Here is an 18,406-nt window from a genome sequence, read left to right on the forward strand (position 1 = left end):
GCGGCGCAGCGCGGCTTAGTCGCGATAGCCCGGGCTGACCCGGTCGAGCTTGCGCAGCAGCGCGGGCCAGGCGAGCGCCTGCGCCACCATCCCCATGCCCGCGGGGCTGGCCTGATGCGCGACCTTCTCCTCGACCCCGTCGGGGGGCGGGTTGAGCGCGTCGTGCCCCGCGGCGAGCATCAGCACCTGCGCCTGACACGCGCGCTCGAGGAAATAGAGCCGCAGGAAACAGGCCGCGACCGAATTGCCCACCGCCAGCGTGCCATGGTTGCGCAGGATCATCGCGTTCTTGGCGCCGAGGTCGGCGACCAGCCGCTCGCGCTCGGCGAGGTCGGTCGCGATGCCCTCATAATCGTGATAGGCGACGTCGTGGCTCGCGATCATCGCGGTCTGGGTGTGCGGCAGCAGCCCGCACGCCATCGCCGACACCGCCTGGCCATGCGGCGTGTGCAGGTGCATCACCGAGTGCGCGTCGTCGCGCGCCATGTGGATCGCCGAGTGGATGGTGAAGCCCGCCGGGTTGACCGGATGGTCCGAGCGGCCGACCGGCTGGCCGTCGACGTCGATCTTGACCAGCGTCGAGGCGGTGATCTCCTCGAACATCATGTCATATGGGTTGATGAGGAAATGATGATCCGGCCCGGGCACGCGCGCGGACAGATGGGTGAAGATCAGATCGTCCCAGCCGTATAGCGCGACCAGCCGATAGGCCGCGGCGAGATCGACCCGCGCCTCCCACTCGCCGGGCGCATAGGCCGAAGTGTCCACCGACGCGAGCGTCGCCATCGCCTCTCTCCTCCATTTTCGCGCGAGCGTAGAGGAAGCGCGGCGGAGTCGCCAGCGCGCGGTTGGGCCTGAGAACGGGGTCGCCGTATCGCTCCGGACGCCGGTCCTACCCACTTCTTGCGTCACCCCGGCGAAGGCGGGACCTTGGCGAACGTCGCGGAACGTTCCTTATCTTCCGTCATCCCGGACTTGTTCCGGGATCCACTCCACCGCAGAAGCAACCCGCCATGAGTTCGCGGAACGGTGGCTCCGGACCCAAAAGGTTCATTGTCGCGGAAGCGGCTTACTTCCGTCATCCCGGGCTCGACCCGGGATCCATGGTGCCGCGGGAGCCGCCGGCGTTGCTCTCGCGGAAAAATGGATCCCGGAACAAGTCCGGGATGACGAAAGTCAAAGGTTGATCGGGTGGCCGGGGACCTTCCACTCCCGCGCTCAGTCGACGAAGGCGCGCTCGATCACGAACTGGCCGGGGTTGGCGTTGGAGCCCTCGACCAGCCCGCGATGCTCCAGCATCGACGCCACCTCGCGGATCATCGCGGTGGAGCCGCACAGCATCACGCGGTCATTCTCCGGATCGAACGTGGCCTCGCCGCCGAGCCCGTCGAACAGGCGGCCGTCCTCGATCAGCGCGGGGATGCGCGCCTGCACGGGGAAGTCTTCGCGCGTCACCGTCGGCAGGTAGCGGAACTGCGCCGCCGCCTGCTCCGACACCAAAGGATCCTCCGCCAGCTTCGCCTCGAGCATCTCGCGCCAGGCGAGGTCGTCGACGCGGCGGACGCCGTGAACCACCACCACCTCGTCGAAGCGCTCGTACACGTCGGGGTCGCGCGCCACGCTGAGGAACGGCGCCAGCCCGGTGCCGGTCGAGAGCAGGAACAACCGCCGCCCACCGAGCAACGCGTCGAGCACCAGCGTCCCGGTCGGCTTCTTGCCGAGATAGACCTGGTCGCCCGTCTCGATCTGCTGCAGCCGCCCGGTGAGCGGGCCGCCCGGCACCTTGATCGAGAGGAACTCCAGCTCCTCCGCCCAGGCCGGGCTGGCGATCGAGTAAGCGCGCATCACCGGCTTGGCGGCCTTGCCGTCCTCGCCCTCGACGCCGGGCAGGCCGATCATCACGAACTCGCCCGAGCGGAAGCGGAACGAGGCGGGACGCTCGACCGCGAAGCTGAACAGATGCTCGTTCCAGTGACGCACCCAGGTGACCGCCACGCTGTGGAAGGCGGTGGAGTCGGGAATAAGCACTGGCGCGCGGAGGTCGGTCATCGGCGATCCGGTCTGAATACGGGGAATGTCGTGCGAATGGGGCGCATTATGGCCCGGGACGCGCAGGGTCAACTATAGGTCGGCTTGGGGCGCGCGCGGTCAGGCTTGTCGCGGCGCGCCGTCGCGCTGTGCCAGCGGCGCCTGGAGGAAGCGCAGCGCCACCCACTCCACCGCGGTGACGGTACGCGCCAGCGCGGGCTCGGTCACGAGCGTCGCCGCGATCCGCTGCGCGGCGTCGCGCTCGCCGCGCATCGCGGCGTCGACCAGCGCGAGCAGCACCGCCTCGTCGTCGCTGACCGTGCGCGCGGTCGCGGCGCCGAAGCGGAGCCAGCGCTTTCCCTCGCGATCGAACGCGGTCATCGCCGCGGCGAAATCGGGCAGCGCGGCATTGACCCCGCGCCAGGCGAAGGCCGGGGCGAGCGCGCGACAGGCGCAGCGGCCCGCGCGCGTCACCAGCGTCCAGTGACGCATCGCGCTGACGAGGAAGTGGAGATGCTCGTCGAGCTGGTCGAGCGGCCGGTCGAGGAAGCGGTACATCGGCACCTCTCTGATTTGCGACTGACTTGCAGTAGCGTGACGCTGGCGCGTGAGCAAGAGGCAGCAAAGCCCTCCCCGGCATGACTGGGCAATCGCAAAGGGCAAGTCGCACAGCCTCCGCCCGCCCGATGCCGGTCCGTCATCCCGGGCTCGACCCGGGATTCATGCCGCCGCATAGGCAAAAGCCGGTGTTCTCGCGGAAACATGGATCCCGGATCCAGTCCGGGATGACGGCGGGAAGGGAAGCGCCCGGCGCGTCACACCATCATCTGCGATAGCCCACCCGCGAGCGGGCAGGATCCAGACTCCCGCCCTTCCCCCCGCCCCTTGCCGCGCCCATATCAGCGGCATGGCGATCCAGATCCGTACGTCCCTTGCCGAGCCGGAGACCGGCACCGACTTCGTCCCGCACCGTCCCAACCGCCCGGAGAAGGTCGAGGGCGGCCGTCGCTTCACCCTCGTCAGCGAGTATCAGCCCTCCGGCGACCAGCCGACCGCGATCCGCGAGCTGGTCGACGCCGCCAAGGCGGGCGAGCGCGACCAGGTGCTGCTCGGCGTCACCGGCTCGGGCAAGACCTTCACCATGGCCAAGGTGATCGAGGAGATGCAGCGCCCCGCGCTGATCCTCGCCCCCAACAAGATCCTGGCGGCGCAGCTCTACGGCGAGTTCAAGAGCTTCTTCCCCGACAATGCGGTCGAATATTTCGTCAGCTACTACGATTACTACCAGCCCGAGGCGTATGTCCCGCGCTCCGACACGTATATCGAGAAAGAGAGCTCGGTGAACGAGTCGATCGACCGGATGCGCCACTCGGCGACGCGCTCGCTGCTCGAGCGCGACGACGTCATCATCGTGGCCTCGGTCTCGTGCCTCTACGGCATCGGCTCGGTCGAGACCTATTCGGCGATGATCTTCGACCTCAAGAAGGGCCAGAGCGTCGACCAGCGCGAGATCGTGCGCAAGCTGGTCGCGCTGCAGTACAAGCGCAACGACGCCGCGTTCCAGCGCGGCAACTTCCGCGTCAAGGGTGACACGCTCGAGATCTTCCCGTCGCACTATGAGGACAGCGCCTGGCGCGTGTCCTTCTTCGGCGACGAGATCGAGGAGATCGTCGAGTTCGATCCCCTGACCGGCAAGAAGAGCGCCTCGCTCAACACGGTGCGGATCTACGCCAACTCGCACTATGTCACGCCCGGGCCGACGATGAAGCAGGCCGCGGAGGCGATCCGCCACGAGCTGAGCGAGCGGCTCAAGGAACTGGAGATCGAGGGCAAACTACTCGAGCGCCAGCGGCTGGAGCAGCGCACCAACTTCGACCTGGAGATGATCGCAGCGACGGGCAGCTGCAACGGCATCGAGAATTACAGCCGTTTCCTCACCGGCCGCCTGCCGGGCGAGCCGCCGCCCACCCTGTTCGAATATCTGCCCGAGAATGCGTTGCTCTTCGTCGACGAGAGCCACCAGACGATCGGCCAGATCAACGGCATGTCGCGCGGCGACCACCGCCGCAAGATCACGCTGGCCGAATACGGCTTCCGCCTGCCCTCGGCGATCGACAACCGCCCGCTGCGCTTCAACGAGTGGGACGCGATGCGCCCGCAGACGGTGTGCGTCTCGGCGACGCCGGGCAGCTGGGAGATGGAACAGTCCAGCGGCGTCTTCGCCGAGCAGGTGATCCGCCCGACCGGGCTGATCGACCCGCCGGTCGAGATCAGGCCGGTCGAGGAGCAGGTGCAGGACCTGATCGTCGAGTGCCGCGCCACCACCGAGAAAGGCTATCGCACCCTCGTCACCACGCTGACCAAGCGGATGGCGGAAGACCTCACCGAATATATGCACGAGGCGGGAATCAAGGTCCGCTACATGCACTCGGACGTCGAGACGCTGGAGCGCATCGAGCTGATCCGCGACCTGCGGCTGGGCGTGTACGACGTGCTGATCGGCATCAACCTGCTGCGCGAGGGGCTCGACATCCCCGAATGCGGGCTGGTCGCGATCCTCGACGCCGACAAGGAGGGTTTCCTGCGCTCCGAGACTTCGCTGATCCAGACGATCGGGCGCGCCGCGCGCAACGTGGACGGGCGCGTCATCCTCTACGCCGACCGGATCACCGGCAGCATGGAGCGCGCGATGAACGAGACCGCGCGCCGCCGCGAAAAGCAGGAGGCGTACAACCGCGAGCACGGCATCACGCCGACGACGATCCGCCGCAACATCGGCGACATCATCGCGCACGTCGCCTCGAAGGATCAGGTCACCGTCGAGATCGACGACGAGCGGCCGCACATGGTCGGCCATAACCTGCGCGCCTATATCGAGGAGCTCGAGAAGAAGATGCGCAAGGCCGCGTCGGACCTCGAGTTCGAGGAGGCGGGCCGGCTGCGCGACGAGATCCGCCAGCTCGAGCAGGAGGAGCTCGGCCTGCCGGTGGAGCAGCACAAGGCGCCGCTGATGGGCCGCTCGAACGAGGGCAAGCCGGGGACGCGCAAGACCCGTTTCGGCAAGACGCAGCGCAAGTTTGGCGGACGCCGCTGACGCCGCCCGCCGGGTCGGGCGACGGCCGACCGTCCCGGCGCGCGCGCTTCTCCCATCACCGTCATCCCGGCCTCGCGCCGGGATCCATTCCTCCGCGAGAGCAACGCCCGCCCCTCTAGCGGCGCCATGGATCCCGGGTCGAGCCCGGGATGACGACCGGGGCTGGCTTACGTCACGCGCGCGGCGATCGCGGTGGGACGCCGGCCCCCCTTCTCCCTGAAGCGACGGGGAGGATCGGTGCTCTGCCTCGCTCACGCGCAATTCATCGCCGCCGCCCCATATCGCTCGCATGTACGCGGCACCTCGGCACGGGCGATGGGGCGCGGCGCTGGCCGCGGCGGCGCTGGTCGCGCTGCTCGGCTGGGCGCTGCTCGCGGGGCTGGCGGGCGGGGCGGCGCGCGCGCGCGTCGACCAGGGGCTCGCCCTGTTCCGCGTCACCCCGCCGCCGCCGCGCCCCGAGCGTCGCGCGATCGCGCAGCGCGCCGCCAGCCCGCGCCGCTCGGGGCGCGCCGCGCCCGCCAATATCCGCAGCCGCGCCACCCAGGTCGCCGCGCCGCGCCCGATCGTGGTGGTGCCGCTGCCCCCGCCGCCGATCACCGTCGCGCTCAAGCCGTTCGCGGGCAACGCACCGACGCAGGGCGCCACCGAGCGCGTCGGCCCCGGCACCGGCGCGGGCGGCGTCGGCGACGGCACCGGTAGCGGCGGCTGGGGCGACGGTGACGGCGGCGGCGGCGGCGCCGATACGCCCCCGGTGTGGAAGCGCGGGCGGCTCACCGACGCGGACTACCCACCCGACGTCGGCGAGGCCGGGTTCCAGGGGACGGTGACGGTCAAGTTCCTGGTCTGGACCGACGGGCGCGTCCGCGACTGCGAGGTGCTGCGCTCCAGCGGCAATGCCACGCTGGACGCGACGACCTGCCGGCTGATCCAGCGCCGCTTCCGCTACGAGCCGTCGCGCGATCCCGACCGCCGGGCGGTCCCCGCCTGGCTGCTGGAGAATCACGAATGGGTGATCGAGCCCGAGCCGGCCGCGCGACGGGACGGTCCGTCCACCGCGCGCGACGGTGGCGGCGGCTAGCGCCGCGCCAGCTCCGCGCCCCCGCCCCCGTCCAGGCCTCCGCTCCCGCCGCCCGGCTCCATCGCGGCGCCGGCGACATAGGCCTCGTCGGTCACCTCCACGGTCGCGCCCAGCGCGGTGGCGTCGAACAATTTCTTGGCGAAGGCCGCGGGCAGCCGGACGCAACCGTGCGACGCGGGAAAGCCCGGGTTGCGCCCGGCGTGGAGAGCCACACCGTCCCAGGTCAGCCGCTGCATGTACGGCATCGGCGCGTCGTCGTAGAGGTTGGAGCGGTGCATCGCCTTCTTCTGGAGGATCGTGAACCGGCCGAGCGGGGTGGGATTGTCGTCGCGCCCGGTCGACACCGCCGAGGCCGCGATCATCTTCTCGCCGCGGAACACATAGGCGCGCTGGTCGGGCAGCGAGATCAGCACGCTCACCGCACCGCCGCGCGCGGGATCGTCCGCCCACAGGAACTTGCCCGGCGGCATGGTCGCCGCCGCCTCGGTGATGGCGAGATCGTCCATCGTCCCCGCGCGGGCCGCTCCGGCGCCCGCCAGCGCCAGCGCCACCGCCACGGGCGCGAGGGATCGCACGATTCGAGCTGCCGCGAATCGCCGCATAAGGCCTCCATCGTCGTCGTGTCCCGGCCCGCCGCGCACCGCATGCGGGCCTCATGGATGCAACAAACGCGCCATTAGCCTTTTGGTGCCAGCGACGAAGCGTTGCGCTTTCGCGGCAAGTGATCGGAACGACCGCACGGCACGCCGCAAACGTTGACGATCGTTAACCAGGTCCATGCTATATCCCGGCCAATGGAGCGGGGATTAACGCAAGTCATGATGAACACGCACGACCGGGTGCATTCGCGCCGTGCTTTGTTGAAGACGGGTGGACTGTTCGCGGGTGCTCTGATGATCCCGGGCGCGGTGTCGGCGGGGATGCGCGATCGCGCGCGTCGCGGCACGCCCGAGAATCTGGTGCCGCACGATTTCTTCGACACGCCGCACGCCCCGGCGCCGCGCCCGATGATGGCCGCGCCGGCGCAGCCCCATGCGATCTCGGCGCCGGGGGTCAATCCGCGGCTGCTCCAGCGCGCCATGGCCGCGCTGGAGCGCCACGGCGACCGCATCGCGCAGCGCGACCGGATCGCGGTGGCCGATTTCAGCGCGGGGTCGAGCGAGCCGCGCTTCCACCTCATCAACCTGGAGAGTGGCCGCACCGTCTCCAAGCTGGTCGCGCACGGCAGCGGGTCGGACCCGTCGCATACCGGCTATCTCCAGCGCTTCTCCAATACCGACGGCTCGAACGCCTCGTGCGAGGGCGCGTTCGTCGCGGCGGATTATTACGTCGGCAAGCACGGGCGGTCGCAGCGGCTGATCGGGCTGGATCGCACCAACGACAATGCGCTGTCGCGCGCGATCGTGGTCCATGCCGCCTGGTACGCCAACCCCGAGATGATCCGCCAGCGCGGGATGCTCGGGCGCAGCCAGGGCTGTTTCGCGGTGGGCGAGAGCGAGCTGGCCGAGGTGTTCGAGCGGCTCGGGCCGGGCCGGATGATCTACGCCGCCAAGGTGTGAGCGGCGAGCGTTTGCGGCGTCAGCCGACGCGACGGTCGAACGCCGCCAGCTCATAGGCGATCGACGCCTCGACCAATTGGTCCCATAGCGCGGCGATCGCCGCGCCGGGCAGGCCCTGCGCCTCCGCCGCGGCGCGCGCCTGCGCGATCACCTGCGCCTTGCGCGCCTCGTCGCGGACGTGCCCGCGCTCGGGCTTGATGCGCGCGGCGGCGTCCATGTAATCGAAGCGGCGCCGCAGCAGCGCGACCAGCTCGCGGTCGAGCGCGTCGACGCCCGCGCGCACCTCCGCCATCGTGACGCAATCGGGGCCGGCGAGGATCTCGGTCATGCCGCGCTGCCTGCCCGCGCACGGCGCGGCTGTCCAGCGCGGCGTCGTGCGCGGCTCACGCCAGCCGCGCCGCGTGCCAGTCGAGCTGGTCGCCCATGAAGGTCGAGACGAACAGATAGGAATGGTCGTACCCCGCGCGCATCCGCAGCTCGAGCGGGATGCCCGCGGCGGCGCAGGCCCGCGCGAGCAGCTCGGGGCGGAGCTGCTCGGCGAGGAAGGCGTCGGCCTCGCCCTGATCGACCAGCAGCGCGGGCACGCGGGCGCCGTCCTCGATCAGCGCGACCGCGTCGTGGCGCCGCTGCGCCGCGGCGTCGCCGCCGAGATAGCGGTCGAGCGCCTCGCCCCACGGCACCTGCGTCGGCGCCACGATCGGCGCGAAGGCCGAGACCGCGCGATAGCGCCCCGGATGACACAGCGCCGCGGTGAGCGCGCCGTGGCCGCCCATCGAATGGCCCATGATCGACTGGCGCGCCGCGTCGACCGGGAATTCGGCCGCGACCAGCGCGGGCAGTTCCTCGGTGACATAGGACCACATGCGGTAATGCGTCGACCAGGGCGCCGCGGTGGCGTCGACGTAGAAGCCCGCGCCCTGGGCGAAGTCCCAGCGGTCCTCGTCGGGCACCTCGTCGCCGCGCGGGCTGGTGTCGGGCGCGACGAAGATCAGGCCGTGGCGCGCGCAGGCGGCGCGATACTCGCCCTTTTCGGTGACGTTGGCATGGGTGCAGGTCAGCCCGGAGAGATACCAGACGACCGGCAGCGTCGCCCCCGGCGCGTGATCGGGGACATAGACCGAGAAGGTCATGTCGGTGCCGGTCGCGCTGCTGCGGTGGCGATAGACGCCCTGCGTGCCGCCGTGTGCGCGCGCGGTCGAGACGGTCTCCATGCTTGCTCCTCCGTTCAGGCGACGCGACAGGTCGCGCAGACCTTGTTCCCCGCGGGGTCGCGCAGATAGGCCAGGTACAGCTCGCGCCCGCCGGTGACGTGGCGCACGCCCGGCGGCGCCTCGATCGCGGTACCGCCGCTGGCGACACCCGCGGCGTGCCACGCCTCGACCTGCTCGGGCGAGGTCGAGCGGAAGCCGAGCGTCCCGCCATTGGCGTGGCTGGCGGGCTGGCCGTCGATCGGGCGCGTGACGAGGAAGCGGCCGCCGTCGTGCGCATAGACCAGCCGCCCCCATTCGTCGATCACGCCCGGCGCGGCGCCGAGCGCGCCCAGCGTCGCGTCGTAGAAGGTCTGGGCGGCGGCAACGTCGTCGGTGCCGAGCATGACGTGGCTGAACATCGGCCTTCTCTCCCAAGCTCCTTCCCACTTGGCGGGGAAAGCGATCGCCTCCGGCATGTCGTACAGCGCCCGCTCGCCCCATGTCGCCCCGTCATCCCGGGCATGACCCGGGATCCATCGCGCCGCGAGAGCCGCCCGCGTTGCTCTCGCGGAAACATGGGTGGACCCAAAAAGCTCATCGTCGCGGATGCAGCTTACCTCCGTCATCCCGGGCCCTTCGACAAGCTCAGGAGAGCCTTGACCCGGGATCCATGGTGCCGCGAGAGCCGCCCGCGTTGCTCTCGCGGAAACATGGATCCCGGCGCGGGGCCGGGATGACGGTGATGAAGAGCAAGCCGCTTTCTGGGTCGGGACCAAGGGATCCCGGCTCCAGTCCGGGATGACGGCGGGGCGTGAAGCGCCCGGTGCGTCACACCTTCATGTGCGACAGCCCTGCCGTACCGAGGACTTGCTCGCCTCAATACACCACCACGCTGCGGATGCTCTCGCCGGCGTGCATCAGGTCGAAGCCCTTGTTGATCTCGTCGAGGCTGAGCCGGTGCGTGATCATCGGGTCGATCTGGATCATGCCGTCCATGTACCAGTCGACGATCTTGGGCACGTCGGTGCGCCCGCGCGCGCCGCCGAAGGCGGTGCCCTTCCATACCCGCCCGGTGACGAGCTGGAACGGGCGAGTCGCGATCTCCTTGCCCGCCTCGGCGACGCCGATCACGATCGACTCGCCCCAGCCGCGGTGCGCGCTCTCCAGCGCCTGCCGCATCACCACGGTGTTCCCGGTACAGTCGAACGTATAGTCGCCGCCGCCGTCGGTCATGGCGATCAGGTGCGGCACGATCTCGCCCACGTCCCTGGGGTTGACGAAGTCGGTCATGCCGAAGCGGCGACCCCAGTCCTCGCGGTCGGGGTTGATGTCGACGCCGATGATACGATGCGCGCCCGCCAGCTTGGCGCCCTGGATCACGTTCAGCCCGATCCCGCCGAGCCCGAACACGATCACGGTCGCGCCCGGCTCGACCTTGGCGGTGTTGACCACCGCGCCCACCCCGGTGGTGACGCCGCAGCCGATGTAGCAGCTGGTGTCGAACGGCGCGTCGGGGCGGATCCTGGCGACCGCGATCTCGGGCAGCACGGTGAAGTTGGAGAAGGTCGAGCAGCCCATATAATGGTAGATCGGCTGGCCCTTGTAGCTGAAGCGGGTGGTGCCGTCGGGCATCAGCCCCTTGCCCTGCGTCGCGCGGATCGCGGTGCACAGATTGGTCTTGCCCGACAGGCACGATTTACACTGGCGGCACTCGGGCGTGTAAAGCGGGATGACATGGTCGCCCGGCGCCACGCTGGTGACGCCCGCGCCCACCTCGCGCACCACGCCGCAGCCCTCGTGGCCGAGCACGCTGGGGAACAGCCCCTCGCTGTCGAGCCCGTCGAGCGTATAGGCGTCGGTGTGGCAGATGCCGGTCGCCATGATCTCGACCAGCACCTCGCCGGCCTTGGGTCCCTCGAGGTCGAGCTCGACGATCTCGAGCGGCTGCTTGGCCTCGAACGCGACGGCGGCGCGGGTCTTCATCGGTGGGGAGCCTCTCAGCAGTGGGTCGGCACCGCTCTCTATGCGCCACCGGGAGAGGCTTCAAGGAAGGACCGCGCGGCGGGCGCCATGCCCCCACCGCGCGGTCCGCGGCGCGGCGCTGGAACGCCGCGGCGCTCATGCCTCAGCGGCAGACCACCCGGCCGCGATCGACCGACTGGCCCAGCAGCGCGCCGCCGCCCGCGCCGATCACGGTGCCGAGCAGCTTGGACCCGCCGCTGGCGATGATGTTGCCGAGCGCGCCACCCGCGAGCCCGCCGACGATCAGCCCGGTCGTGCCGTCGTTGCGGCGGCAGTAATAGCGGTTGTCATAGCCGCGATAGATGCGGTCGTTCCGCCCCAGCGCGCGGGCGCGATAGTAACGGCCGTCGCGATAATAACGGTCGGCATAATAAGCGCGCTGCCCCGGCTCGTAGCGATTATAGTCGTAGCGCGCCGAGCGGCGCCAGTCGCGGATGCGGTCGTTGCGGTCACGCCGCGCGTCCCGGACATTGTCCTGATATTCGCGGCGCGCGTTGCGGACGTCGCGGCGCGAGTCGGCGTCGCGCATGTCCTCGCGATACTCGCGGCGCGCGTCGCGCATGTCGTCGCGATACTCGCGGTTGGCGCGGCGCGGGTCCTGCGGAGCGGCGGCGGCGGGGACGCTGGCCAGAGCGGTGGCGGCGAGCGCGGCGGCGAAGATGATACGCATCACTGATCTCCCACAGAGTGATGCCGCATGAACGGCGCCGCCGCGCCCCGGTTGCGTGAACCGAAAACTACTTACCGTTCATTTCAGAGACACTTACGACTCCAACTTATGGGTCAGTGTCACTTCCGCGTTCAACACTTTGGAAACAGGGCAATTTGCTTTGGCGTCGCGCGCGATCCGCTCGAACTCCTCCGGCGCGATGCCGGGCACGCGCGCGACCAGGTCGAGCTTGGACGAGGTGATGGTGAAGCCCTCCCCGTCCTTCTCCACCGCGACGCGCGCGCTGGTCTCCAGCGTGCCGTCCGCATAGCCGGCGCCCGCGAGCGCGAAGCTGAGCGCCATGGTGAAGCAGCTCGCATGCGCCGCCGCGATCAGTTCCTCCGGGTTGGTGCCGGGCTCGTCGCCGAAGCGCGTGCCGAAGCCATAGGGCTGGTCGTCGAGCGCCTTGGACTGGGTCGAGGTCCAGCCCTTGCCGTCCTTGCCGAGACCTTCGTAGCGTGCCGAACCACTGCGCGTAGGCATATCATGCTCTCCGGATGAAAGACGGATAAGAGAAAGGCGCGGCCCGCCATCGCGGACCGCGCCCTCCCAACGTCGATCGAGGTAAAAAGCTCAACCGTTCGCCGCGCCGATCAGCGGCACTGGCGCTTTCCGCTGCGCTCGATCTCGCGGCCCGCCAGCGCGCCGCCGACGCCGCCGAGCACGGTGCCCAGCGTGCGGTCGCCGCGCGTGTCGACCGCGCGGCCGAGCAGGCCACCCGCGACCGCGCCGACCACCAGGCCGGTGGTGCCGTCGGGCTTGCGGCAGCGCAGCCGGCCGTCGTTGCCGCGCCACTCGCGGTACTTGTAGCGCCGCTGCGCGTCGGCCTCGACCGTGGTGGCGACCAGCGTCGGCGCGACCATCGCGGCGGCACCGAAGGCCAGCATCAGCTTACGCATGACTTCAATCTCCCGTTCGAACATTCGTGTTGGCGTCGTAACGTGTCGTCCTTAGCGCGGTTGCATGAACGTGGAACAACGTCGCGTTCATCGTGTTGCACGCGTCCCACGGCGGGGCGGGCGATGCTTAACGGCGCTCGGGCGGGTCGGTGAACGCGGGCGCGCGCCGCTCCAGCTCAGCGCGCACCGCCTCGCGCTGGTTGGGCGCGCCCAGCAGCGCGATCTGCTCCGCGCTCTCCGCCGCGAGGATCGCGCGCGCGTCCGCGTCCGCCGCCACCGCGAACAGGCGCTTGGCGGCACGCACCGCATCGGGGCTGCGCGCCGCGATCGCGCGCGCGATCGCGAGCGCGCGCTCGCGCGGCTCCGGATCGAGATAGGTGATTAGCCCCGCCGCCTGCGCCTCGTCCGCGCTCAGTTCGCGCGCGGTATAGACCCATTCGCGCAGCACGTCGTCGCGCACGCTGCCGCGCCACAGCGCATAGCCGCCCATGTCAGGGACGAGGCCCCAATGCGTCTCGCGGATCGACAGCCGCGTCGCGGGATGCGCGACGCGCAGGTCGGCGCCCGCGAGCAACTGGCAGCCGCCGCCGAACGCGACGCCATGCGCCGCCGCGATCACCGGCACCGGCAGCGCGCGCCAGCCGGTGCAGACATATTGGACCGCGTTGCTGCCGTCGTCGCGCCGCGCGTCGAGCGCGATCCCCGCGTCGCCCGCCGCCATCGCCGCGATGTCGAGCCCGGCGCAGAACGCGCGCCCCTCGCCCGACAGCACCACCGCGCGCAGTCCCGGCAGCGCGGCGAGCCGGTCGATCGCTTGCGCCAGCGCCGCGAACATCGCGGGGTCGAGCGCGTTCATCTTGTCCGCGCGCGCCAGCCGCACGTCGGCGACCCCGTCCGCCACCGCGATCGTGACCCGCTCGTCCACTATGTCCTCCGTCATCGCCGCTCGCTCACACCAGCGCGGGGCGCGGGTCGACATGGGTGCGCCGCGAGGCATGGCGGCGCAAGCCGATCAGCGGTCGCAGCGGCCCGATCGCGCGCCCGATCAGGTAGAAGCCCCAGCAGCCCGCCACCGTCGCGCCGACCAGCAGCGCGAACTCGGCCCAGCCCGGCAGCGCGAGCGGGCGCAGCCGGTCCGCGGCGAGCACGATGATCGACTGGTGGACGATGTAGAAGGGGAACACCGCCTCGGTCAGCATCGGGCGCCAGCGCTGGTCGCGGTTCCAGTGCGAATCGGCATAGCCGATCAGCGCGGCCACCGCGCTCCACCCCTCCACCGCGCGCGCGATCGAGAACGTCACTCCCCAGGGCGAGGGCATGGTGTTGCCCGGCCAGCGGATCTCGATCCCCGCCACCAGCGCATAGGCCGCCAGCGCGAGCGCCGCCGCGACCTTCCACTGGCGCACGAACGCCGCCAGCGTCCGCGGCGCGCAGGCGAGCGCATAGCCGAACAGGAAGGCGGGGAAGTAGCTGGCGTGCGCGACCCAGTCGTCGACCAGCGCATGGGTCTCGCGCGCGCCGGGGAAGAGGACGAAATTGACCAGCACCATCCAGCCGATCGGCACCGCGAGCAAGGTCGGCCCGCGCATCGTCCAGGCGAAGCCGCGCTGCGCCGCGTCGGTGGCCCGCGCGGGCAGCAGCCCCGCGCCGAGCGCGAGCACGATGGTATAGACCCACAGATAGCCGACGAACCACAGGTGGTTCCAGGTCGGCAGCGCGAGCGGGCCGAGCAGCCCGAAGCGCCAGTAATCGTGCAGATAGAAATGCACGAAGCCGTGCGGATAGCCGAACTTCTCGCCGAGCTCGACCCAGGGCTGGACCGGGACGATCACCGCCACGCCGAAGACGAGCGGGACGAGCAGCCGCAGCGAGCGCTGCCGCGCGAAGCGCCACGGCTTCTTGTTGCGGATCATCAGCGCGCGGCTGGCGTAGCCGGAGACGACGAACAGCAGCGCGAGCCGCCACGGGTTGGACGCCATCATCGGCACCGCGACCCACCAGGCGCCGGGGAGCTTGGCGTGGAAATCCCACGGCACGAAGACCATCCCGACGTGATAGAGGATAAGGATCGCGAACGCCCCGATGCGGAGCCAGTCGAGGCCATAGTGACGCTGCATCGCGGCCCGGCCTAGCATTAACGCCGCGGTTACGCGAGGCGGGGCGGTGACGGCCGCGCTCCGCGCGAGCCCGGCGGGATTAAGCGTGCCGGTGCCGTCCCCTCCCGCCCGCCGACTTCGATCCGCCCCGGCCGAGGCACGCGCGTGCTCCTGCGCACGCAGGAGCCCAGTGCCACGAACCTCGCCCTCGCGGCGCTGGGCGCCGGCGGTCGCCGGACCACGCTCCAGCGTCGCTGGGGCAAACTCGGCAGCCGCGCCTCACCCCGCCTCCTCAAGGAACCCTGCCCCCCCGTCATCCCGGGCTCGACCCGGAATCCATGTTGCCGCGAGAGCCACCAACGTTGTTTTCGCGGAAAAATGGATCCCGGCGCGAGGCCGGGATGACGATGGTGGGGCGCACGACCCATCACGCATCGATCCACCGAAGCGGAGGGAGAACGGCGCCGTGCCGGCCCGCTTCCACACGAGAAGGCCCGCCCTCCGCCCTCCTCCGTTCGGGACGCGCCTAGGCAAGCGCGCGCCTTCCAACCGTCGCGCCGCGCATGTATAGGCAAGGCCATGTCCATCCGTCCGTGGCGCGACATCGCGCGCCGAGAGAGCCGCCAGATCATGGTCGGCAACGTCCCCGTCGGCGGCGGCGCGCCGGTCACCGTGCAGACGATGACCAACACCCCCACCGAGGACGCGCGCGCCACGATCGACCAGATCCGCCGCTGCGAGGATGCCGGCGCCGATATCGTCCGCGTCAGCTGCCCCGACACCGCCTCCACCGCCGCGCTCGGCCAGATCGTGCGCGCCGCCAAGGTGCCGATCGTCGCGGACATCCACTTCCACTACAAGCGCGCGCTCGAGGCGGCGGACGCGGGCGCGGCGTGCCTGCGGATCAACCCGGGCAACATCGGCTCGTCCGACCGCGTCGCCGAGGTGGTGCGCGCCGCCAAGGCCAATGGCTGCGCGATCCGCATCGGCGTCAACGCGGGCAGCCTCGAGAAGGACCTGCTCGAGAAATATGGCGAGCCCTGCCCCGAGGCGCTGGTCGAGAGCGCGCTCGATCATATCAAGCTGCTCCAGGACCACGACTTCCACGAATATAAGGTGGCGGTGAAGGCGTCCGACGTGTTCCTCGCGGTGGCGGCCTATCAGCAGCTGGCGGACGCGGTCGACTGCCCGCTGCACCTCGGCATCACCGAGGCGGGCGGGCTGATCGGCGGCACGGTCAAGTCGTCGATCGGCATGGGCTCGCTGCTGTGGTTCGGCATCGGCGACACGATCCGCGTCTCGCTCTCGGCCGAGCCCGAGGAAGAGGTGCGCGTCGGCTTCGAGATCCTCAAGGCGCTCGGCATCCGCAACCGCGGCGTGCGCGTGGTGAGCTGCCCGAGCTGCGCGCGCCAGGGCTTCGACGTGATCCGCACGGTGCAGACGCTGGAGGAGCGGCTCCAGCATATCCGCACGCCGATGTCGCTGAGCGTGCTCGGCTGCGTCGTCAACGGCCCCGGCGAGGCGCGCGAGACCGATATCGGCATCACCGGCGGCGGCAACGGGCGCCACATGGTATATCTCTCCGGCGTGACCGACCATCACGTCCAGGACGCCGACATGGTCGAGCATATCGTCCGGCTGGTCGAGGCCAAGGCCGCCGAGATCGAGGCGGCGAACGCGGCGGCGGCGCTCGCGGCGGAATAGGCCGCGTGTTATAGGTCAGTCAGGCACTGGAGGGCCTGACATGACCTATCACGCCAAGGTGATCGCGGGCGGCAAGATCGTCATCCCCGCGGACCTGCGCCGCGAATTCGGGATCAAGGACGGTGACACCGTCGCTCTGGAGAGCGACGGTGAGCGGATCGCCCTCCGGCGCGACGATTCGTCGGCGGCGCTCGCCCAGCTACGTCAGGCGATGAAGGGCTACACCGTCGACCAATTCCTGCGCGAGCGACGGGCGGATTGGGGCGAGTGACCCGCGTCGTCGACTCGTCGGTCGTGCTCGCCTACCTCCTCGGTGAACCGGGTGGCGAGCTGCTGGCCGACGATGACGGACGCTTCATCCTCTCCACGGTCAATCTGACCGAGGTACTGACCGTGGCGATGGAGCACGATCTCGCCCCCGAGATGGTGCTCGGCATCTTACGTCCACTGCCCGTCGATCACGTCGAGCATGGCGTCGATGACGCGATCGGTGCGGCCCGGCTGCGGCCGCTCAGCCGCCATCTCGGCCTGTCGCTCGGTGACCGTGTCTGTCTGGCCCTCGGCCAGCGGCTCGGCGTGCCGGTGCTGACATCCGATCGGCGGTGGACCGACCTCGACCTCGGCATCGACGTGCGCCTGATCCGTTGACCGCCGCGCGTCCGCTCTCGCCCGCGCTCGCCTTCGCGGTGGCGGCGGCAGGGATCGGGCTGTTCTCGATCATGGATGCCTTCATGAAGGCGCTCACGCTCGCGATCGGCGTCTACAACGCGCTGTTCTGGCGCGCGCTGCTCGCCGCGCTGATCGGCGGCACCTTATGGTATGCCGGCGGCGGGCGGCGCCCGAGCCCGCGCGCGCTGCGGCTCCACCTCGCGCGCGGCGCGATCACCACCGCGATGGCGCTGCTGTTCTTCTGGGGACTGGCGCGCGTGCCGATGGCCCAGGCGATCGCGCTCACCTATATCGCGCCGCTGCTCGCCTTGTTGCTGGGCGCGCTGTTGCTCCACGAGCGCGTCGGCGCGCGCGTCGTCCTCGCCTCGCTCGCCGCGCTCGCGGGAGTGGGGGTGATCCTCGCCGGACACGCGCGGCTCGCGCTCGGCCCCGACGGGCTGCAGGGCGCCGCCGCGATCCTGGTCTCGGCGGTGCTCTACGCGGGCAATCTCGTCGTCGCGCGCTTGCAGAGCCAGGTAGCGGACGCGCGCGAGATCGCCTTCGTCCAGTCCGCGGTGCTCGCCGCGCTGCTCGCGCTCGCCGCGCCGTGGCTCGCGACGGTGCCGCCGATGGCGCATTGGTGGCAGATCGCGGTGGCGGCCGCGCTCGCCACCGGATCGCTGTTCCTGCTCGGCTGGGCCTATGCGCACGGCGAGACGGGCTTTCTCGCCACCACCGAATATACCTCCTTCGTCTATGCCGCGCTGCTCGGCTGGGCGGTGTTCGGCGAGCGCGTCGCCCCCACCACGCTCGCGGGCGCGGCGGTCATCGTGGCGGCGTGCCTCTATGGCGCGCGGCGTCGCGCGGTGCCGCGCGGTGCGCTAGAGGGAGCGGCATGACCGCCTCGATCCGCCCCGCCACCCCCGCCGACGTTCCCACGATCCTCCGCTTCGTGCGCGAGCTCGCCGCGTTCGAGCGCGCGCCCGACGCGGTGAAGGCGAGCGAGCCGATGCTCCACGCCGCGCTGTTCGAGGCTCCCCCGGCGGCCGAGGCGCTGATCGCCGAGCGCGACGGCGCGGCGGTGGGGTTCGCGATCTTCTACGTCACCTTCTCGACCTGGACCGGGCGGCGCGGGCTGTGGCTCGACGATCTGTACGTCGCGCCGGAGGCGCGCGGGCATGGCGTCGGCGCGGCGCTGCTCGCGCGGCTGGCGGGGATCGCGCTCGACCGCGGCTATGCGCGGTTCGAATGGTGGGTGCTCGACTGGAACACCCCCGCGATCGACTTCTACCGCGCCAAGGGCGCGATCGCGCAGGACGAATGGACCGTCCAGCGGGTCGAGGGCGAGGCGTTGGTGACGCTGGCGGGGCGCGGCTGAG

General features: G+C 70.6%; 21 protein-coding genes. 8 read left to right on the forward strand and 13 right to left on the reverse strand.

The window, feature by feature from the left end; translation table 11 throughout:
• Positions 1–15: 15 nt before the first annotated feature.
• From EV292_RS11980 to EV292_RS11990, 3 genes are all read right to left on the reverse strand, one after another.
• Positions 16–786, reverse strand: coding sequence for a class II aldolase/adducin family protein (locus EV292_RS11980; RefSeq protein ID WP_132909463.1), 771 nt, complete (start codon positions 784–786; stop codon positions 16–18).
• A gap of 432 nt (positions 787–1,218) precedes the next feature.
• Positions 1,219–2,049 (reverse strand): ferredoxin--NADP reductase, encoded by an 831-nt coding sequence (locus EV292_RS11985; RefSeq protein WP_132909464.1) that lies wholly within the window; start codon positions 2,047–2,049, stop codon positions 1,219–1,221.
• 99 nt (positions 2,050–2,148) lie between these two features.
• Positions 2,149–2,586, reverse strand: coding sequence for a hypothetical protein (locus tag EV292_RS11990; protein WP_132909465.1), 438 nt, complete (start codon positions 2,584–2,586; stop codon positions 2,149–2,151).
• Between the two features lie 349 nt (positions 2,587–2,935).
• Here EV292_RS11990 and uvrB point away from each other — a divergent pair, with 349 nt between their 5' ends.
• The gene (gene uvrB, locus EV292_RS11995; protein WP_132909466.1) at positions 2,936–5,122 is read left to right on the forward strand and encodes an excinuclease ABC subunit UvrB; all 2,187 of its coding nucleotides are present in this window, start codon (positions 2,936–2,938) and stop codon (positions 5,120–5,122) included.
• A gap of 289 nt (positions 5,123–5,411) precedes the next feature.
• Complete coding sequence (locus tag EV292_RS12000; protein WP_132909467.1) at positions 5,412–6,200, forward strand: energy transducer TonB; 789 nt, start codon at positions 5,412–5,414, stop codon at positions 6,198–6,200.
• Here the strand turns inward: EV292_RS12000 and EV292_RS12005 are convergent.
• Positions 6,197–6,802 carry a L,D-transpeptidase family protein gene (locus EV292_RS12005; protein WP_132909468.1) on the reverse strand — a complete coding sequence of 202 codons (606 nt, stop codon included), beginning with the start codon at positions 6,800–6,802 and terminating at the stop codon, positions 6,197–6,199. The two genes, EV292_RS12000 and EV292_RS12005, sit on opposite strands and share 4 nt — an antisense overlap.
• 216 nt (positions 6,803–7,018) lie before the next feature.
• Between EV292_RS12005 and EV292_RS12010 the strand changes: the two genes are divergently transcribed.
• Positions 7,019–7,759: a murein L,D-transpeptidase catalytic domain family protein gene (locus EV292_RS12010; protein WP_132909469.1), complete on the forward strand. Its 741-nt coding sequence runs from the start codon at positions 7,019–7,021 to the stop codon at positions 7,757–7,759.
• 19 nt (positions 7,760–7,778) lie between these two features.
• Here EV292_RS12010 and EV292_RS12015 read toward each other — a convergent pair whose 3' ends face one another.
• From EV292_RS12015 to EV292_RS12055, 9 genes are all read right to left on the reverse strand, one after another.
• A complete protein-coding gene (locus tag EV292_RS12015) occupies positions 7,779–8,087 on the reverse strand; it encodes a chorismate mutase (protein ID WP_132909470.1) in 309 nt (102 codons plus the stop codon).
• Between the two features lie 55 nt (positions 8,088–8,142).
• A complete protein-coding gene (gene fghA / locus EV292_RS12020; protein WP_132909471.1) occupies positions 8,143–8,970 on the reverse strand; it encodes an S-formylglutathione hydrolase in 828 nt (275 codons plus the stop codon).
• A 14-nt stretch (positions 8,971–8,984) separates the two neighbouring features.
• Positions 8,985–9,368: a VOC family protein gene (locus EV292_RS12025; RefSeq protein WP_132909472.1), complete on the reverse strand. Its 384-nt coding sequence runs from the start codon at positions 9,366–9,368 to the stop codon at positions 8,985–8,987.
• Between the two features lie 457 nt (positions 9,369–9,825).
• The gene (locus EV292_RS12030) at positions 9,826–10,932 is read right to left on the reverse strand and encodes an S-(hydroxymethyl)glutathione dehydrogenase/class III alcohol dehydrogenase (protein ID WP_132909473.1); all 1,107 of its coding nucleotides are present in this window, start codon (positions 10,930–10,932) and stop codon (positions 9,826–9,828) included.
• 142 nt (positions 10,933–11,074) lie between these two features.
• Positions 11,075–11,641: a glycine zipper 2TM domain-containing protein gene (locus EV292_RS12035; protein ID WP_132909474.1), complete on the reverse strand. Its 567-nt coding sequence runs from the start codon at positions 11,639–11,641 to the stop codon at positions 11,075–11,077.
• Positions 11,642–11,734: 93 nt separating this feature from the next.
• The gene (locus EV292_RS12040; RefSeq protein ID WP_132909475.1) at positions 11,735–12,163 is read right to left on the reverse strand and encodes an OsmC family protein; all 429 of its coding nucleotides are present in this window, start codon (positions 12,161–12,163) and stop codon (positions 11,735–11,737) included.
• A gap of 110 nt (positions 12,164–12,273) precedes the next feature.
• Complete coding sequence (locus tag EV292_RS12045) at positions 12,274–12,579, reverse strand: glycine zipper 2TM domain-containing protein (protein WP_132909476.1); 306 nt, start codon at positions 12,577–12,579, stop codon at positions 12,274–12,276.
• Positions 12,580–12,706: 127 nt separating this feature from the next.
• Positions 12,707–13,519 (reverse strand): crotonase/enoyl-CoA hydratase family protein, encoded by an 813-nt coding sequence (locus EV292_RS12050; protein WP_243693745.1) that lies wholly within the window; start codon positions 13,517–13,519, stop codon positions 12,707–12,709.
• A 10-nt stretch (positions 13,520–13,529) separates the two neighbouring features.
• Positions 13,530–14,696 (reverse strand): acyltransferase, encoded by a 1,167-nt coding sequence (locus tag EV292_RS12055; protein ID WP_132909773.1) that lies wholly within the window; start codon positions 14,694–14,696, stop codon positions 13,530–13,532.
• A gap of 558 nt (positions 14,697–15,254) precedes the next feature.
• Between EV292_RS12055 and ispG the strand changes: the two genes are divergently transcribed.
• Genes ispG through EV292_RS12080 form a run of 5 tightly spaced genes read left to right on the forward strand, consistent with a single transcriptional unit; the run spans position 15,255 to position 18,405 of the window.
• The gene (gene ispG / locus EV292_RS12060; RefSeq protein ID WP_132909477.1) at positions 15,255–16,379 is read left to right on the forward strand and encodes a flavodoxin-dependent (E)-4-hydroxy-3-methylbut-2-enyl-diphosphate synthase; all 1,125 of its coding nucleotides are present in this window, start codon (positions 15,255–15,257) and stop codon (positions 16,377–16,379) included.
• 40 nt (positions 16,380–16,419) lie between these two features.
• Positions 16,420–16,650: an AbrB/MazE/SpoVT family DNA-binding domain-containing protein gene (locus tag EV292_RS12065; RefSeq protein ID WP_132909478.1), complete on the forward strand. Its 231-nt coding sequence runs from the start codon at positions 16,420–16,422 to the stop codon at positions 16,648–16,650.
• Entirely contained in the window at positions 16,647–17,027 is a 381-nt protein-coding gene (locus EV292_RS12070) for a type II toxin-antitoxin system VapC family toxin (RefSeq protein ID WP_132909479.1), read from the forward strand. The genes EV292_RS12065 and EV292_RS12070 overlap by 4 nt, the downstream gene beginning before the upstream one ends.
• A complete protein-coding gene (locus EV292_RS12075; protein ID WP_132909480.1) occupies positions 17,024–17,926 on the forward strand; it encodes a DMT family transporter in 903 nt (300 codons plus the stop codon). The genes EV292_RS12070 and EV292_RS12075 overlap by 4 nt, the downstream gene beginning before the upstream one ends.
• Positions 17,923–18,405, forward strand: coding sequence for a GNAT family N-acetyltransferase (locus EV292_RS12080; RefSeq protein ID WP_132909481.1), 483 nt, complete (start codon positions 17,923–17,925; stop codon positions 18,403–18,405). The genes EV292_RS12075 and EV292_RS12080 overlap by 4 nt, the downstream gene beginning before the upstream one ends.
• The last annotated feature ends 1 nt before the right edge of the window (position 18,406 follow it).

Source organism: Sphingomonas sp. BK235 (genome assembly GCF_004345855.1).
Classification (GTDB): Bacteria; Pseudomonadota; Alphaproteobacteria; order Sphingomonadales; family Sphingomonadaceae; genus Sphingomonas.

Excerpts from the sequence above, each read along its gene's own strand:
- EV292_RS11980 (WP_132909463.1), bottom strand. The coding sequence starts at position 786 with ATGGCGACGCTCGCGTCGGTGGACACTTCGGCCTATGCGCCCGGCGAG.
- EV292_RS11985 (WP_132909464.1), bottom strand. The coding sequence starts at position 2,049 with ATGACCGACCTCCGCGCGCCAGTGCTTATTCCCGACTCCACCGCCTTC.
- EV292_RS11990 (WP_132909465.1), bottom strand. The coding sequence starts at position 2,586 with ATGTACCGCTTCCTCGACCGGCCGCTCGACCAGCTCGACGAGCATCTC.
- uvrB (WP_132909466.1), top strand. The coding sequence starts at position 2,936 with ATGGCGATCCAGATCCGTACGTCCCTTGCCGAGCCGGAGACCGGCACC.
- EV292_RS12000 (WP_132909467.1), top strand. The coding sequence starts at position 5,412 with ATGTACGCGGCACCTCGGCACGGGCGATGGGGCGCGGCGCTGGCCGCG.
- EV292_RS12005 (WP_132909468.1), bottom strand. The coding sequence starts at position 6,802 with ATGCGGCGATTCGCGGCAGCTCGAATCGTGCGATCCCTCGCGCCCGTG.
- EV292_RS12010 (WP_132909469.1), top strand. The coding sequence starts at position 7,019 with ATGATGAACACGCACGACCGGGTGCATTCGCGCCGTGCTTTGTTGAAG.
- EV292_RS12015 (WP_132909470.1), bottom strand. The coding sequence starts at position 8,087 with ATGACCGAGATCCTCGCCGGCCCCGATTGCGTCACGATGGCGGAGGTG.
- fghA (WP_132909471.1), bottom strand. The coding sequence starts at position 8,970 with ATGGAGACCGTCTCGACCGCGCGCGCACACGGCGGCACGCAGGGCGTC.
- EV292_RS12025 (WP_132909472.1), bottom strand. The coding sequence starts at position 9,368 with ATGTTCAGCCACGTCATGCTCGGCACCGACGACGTTGCCGCCGCCCAG.
- EV292_RS12030 (WP_132909473.1), bottom strand. The coding sequence starts at position 10,932 with ATGAAGACCCGCGCCGCCGTCGCGTTCGAGGCCAAGCAGCCGCTCGAG.
- EV292_RS12035 (WP_132909474.1), bottom strand. The coding sequence starts at position 11,641 with ATGCGTATCATCTTCGCCGCCGCGCTCGCCGCCACCGCTCTGGCCAGC.
- EV292_RS12040 (WP_132909475.1), bottom strand. The coding sequence starts at position 12,163 with ATGCCTACGCGCAGTGGTTCGGCACGCTACGAAGGTCTCGGCAAGGAC.
- EV292_RS12045 (WP_132909476.1), bottom strand. The coding sequence starts at position 12,579 with ATGCGTAAGCTGATGCTGGCCTTCGGTGCCGCCGCGATGGTCGCGCCG.
- EV292_RS12050 (WP_243693745.1), bottom strand. The coding sequence starts at position 13,519 with ATGACGGAGGACATAGTGGACGAGCGGGTCACGATCGCGGTGGCGGAC.
- EV292_RS12055 (WP_132909773.1), bottom strand. The coding sequence starts at position 14,696 with ATGCAGCGTCACTATGGCCTCGACTGGCTCCGCATCGGGGCGTTCGCG.
- ispG (WP_132909477.1), top strand. The coding sequence starts at position 15,255 with ATGTCCATCCGTCCGTGGCGCGACATCGCGCGCCGAGAGAGCCGCCAG.
- EV292_RS12065 (WP_132909478.1), top strand. The coding sequence starts at position 16,420 with ATGACCTATCACGCCAAGGTGATCGCGGGCGGCAAGATCGTCATCCCC.
- EV292_RS12080 (WP_132909481.1), top strand. The coding sequence starts at position 17,923 with ATGACCGCCTCGATCCGCCCCGCCACCCCCGCCGACGTTCCCACGATC.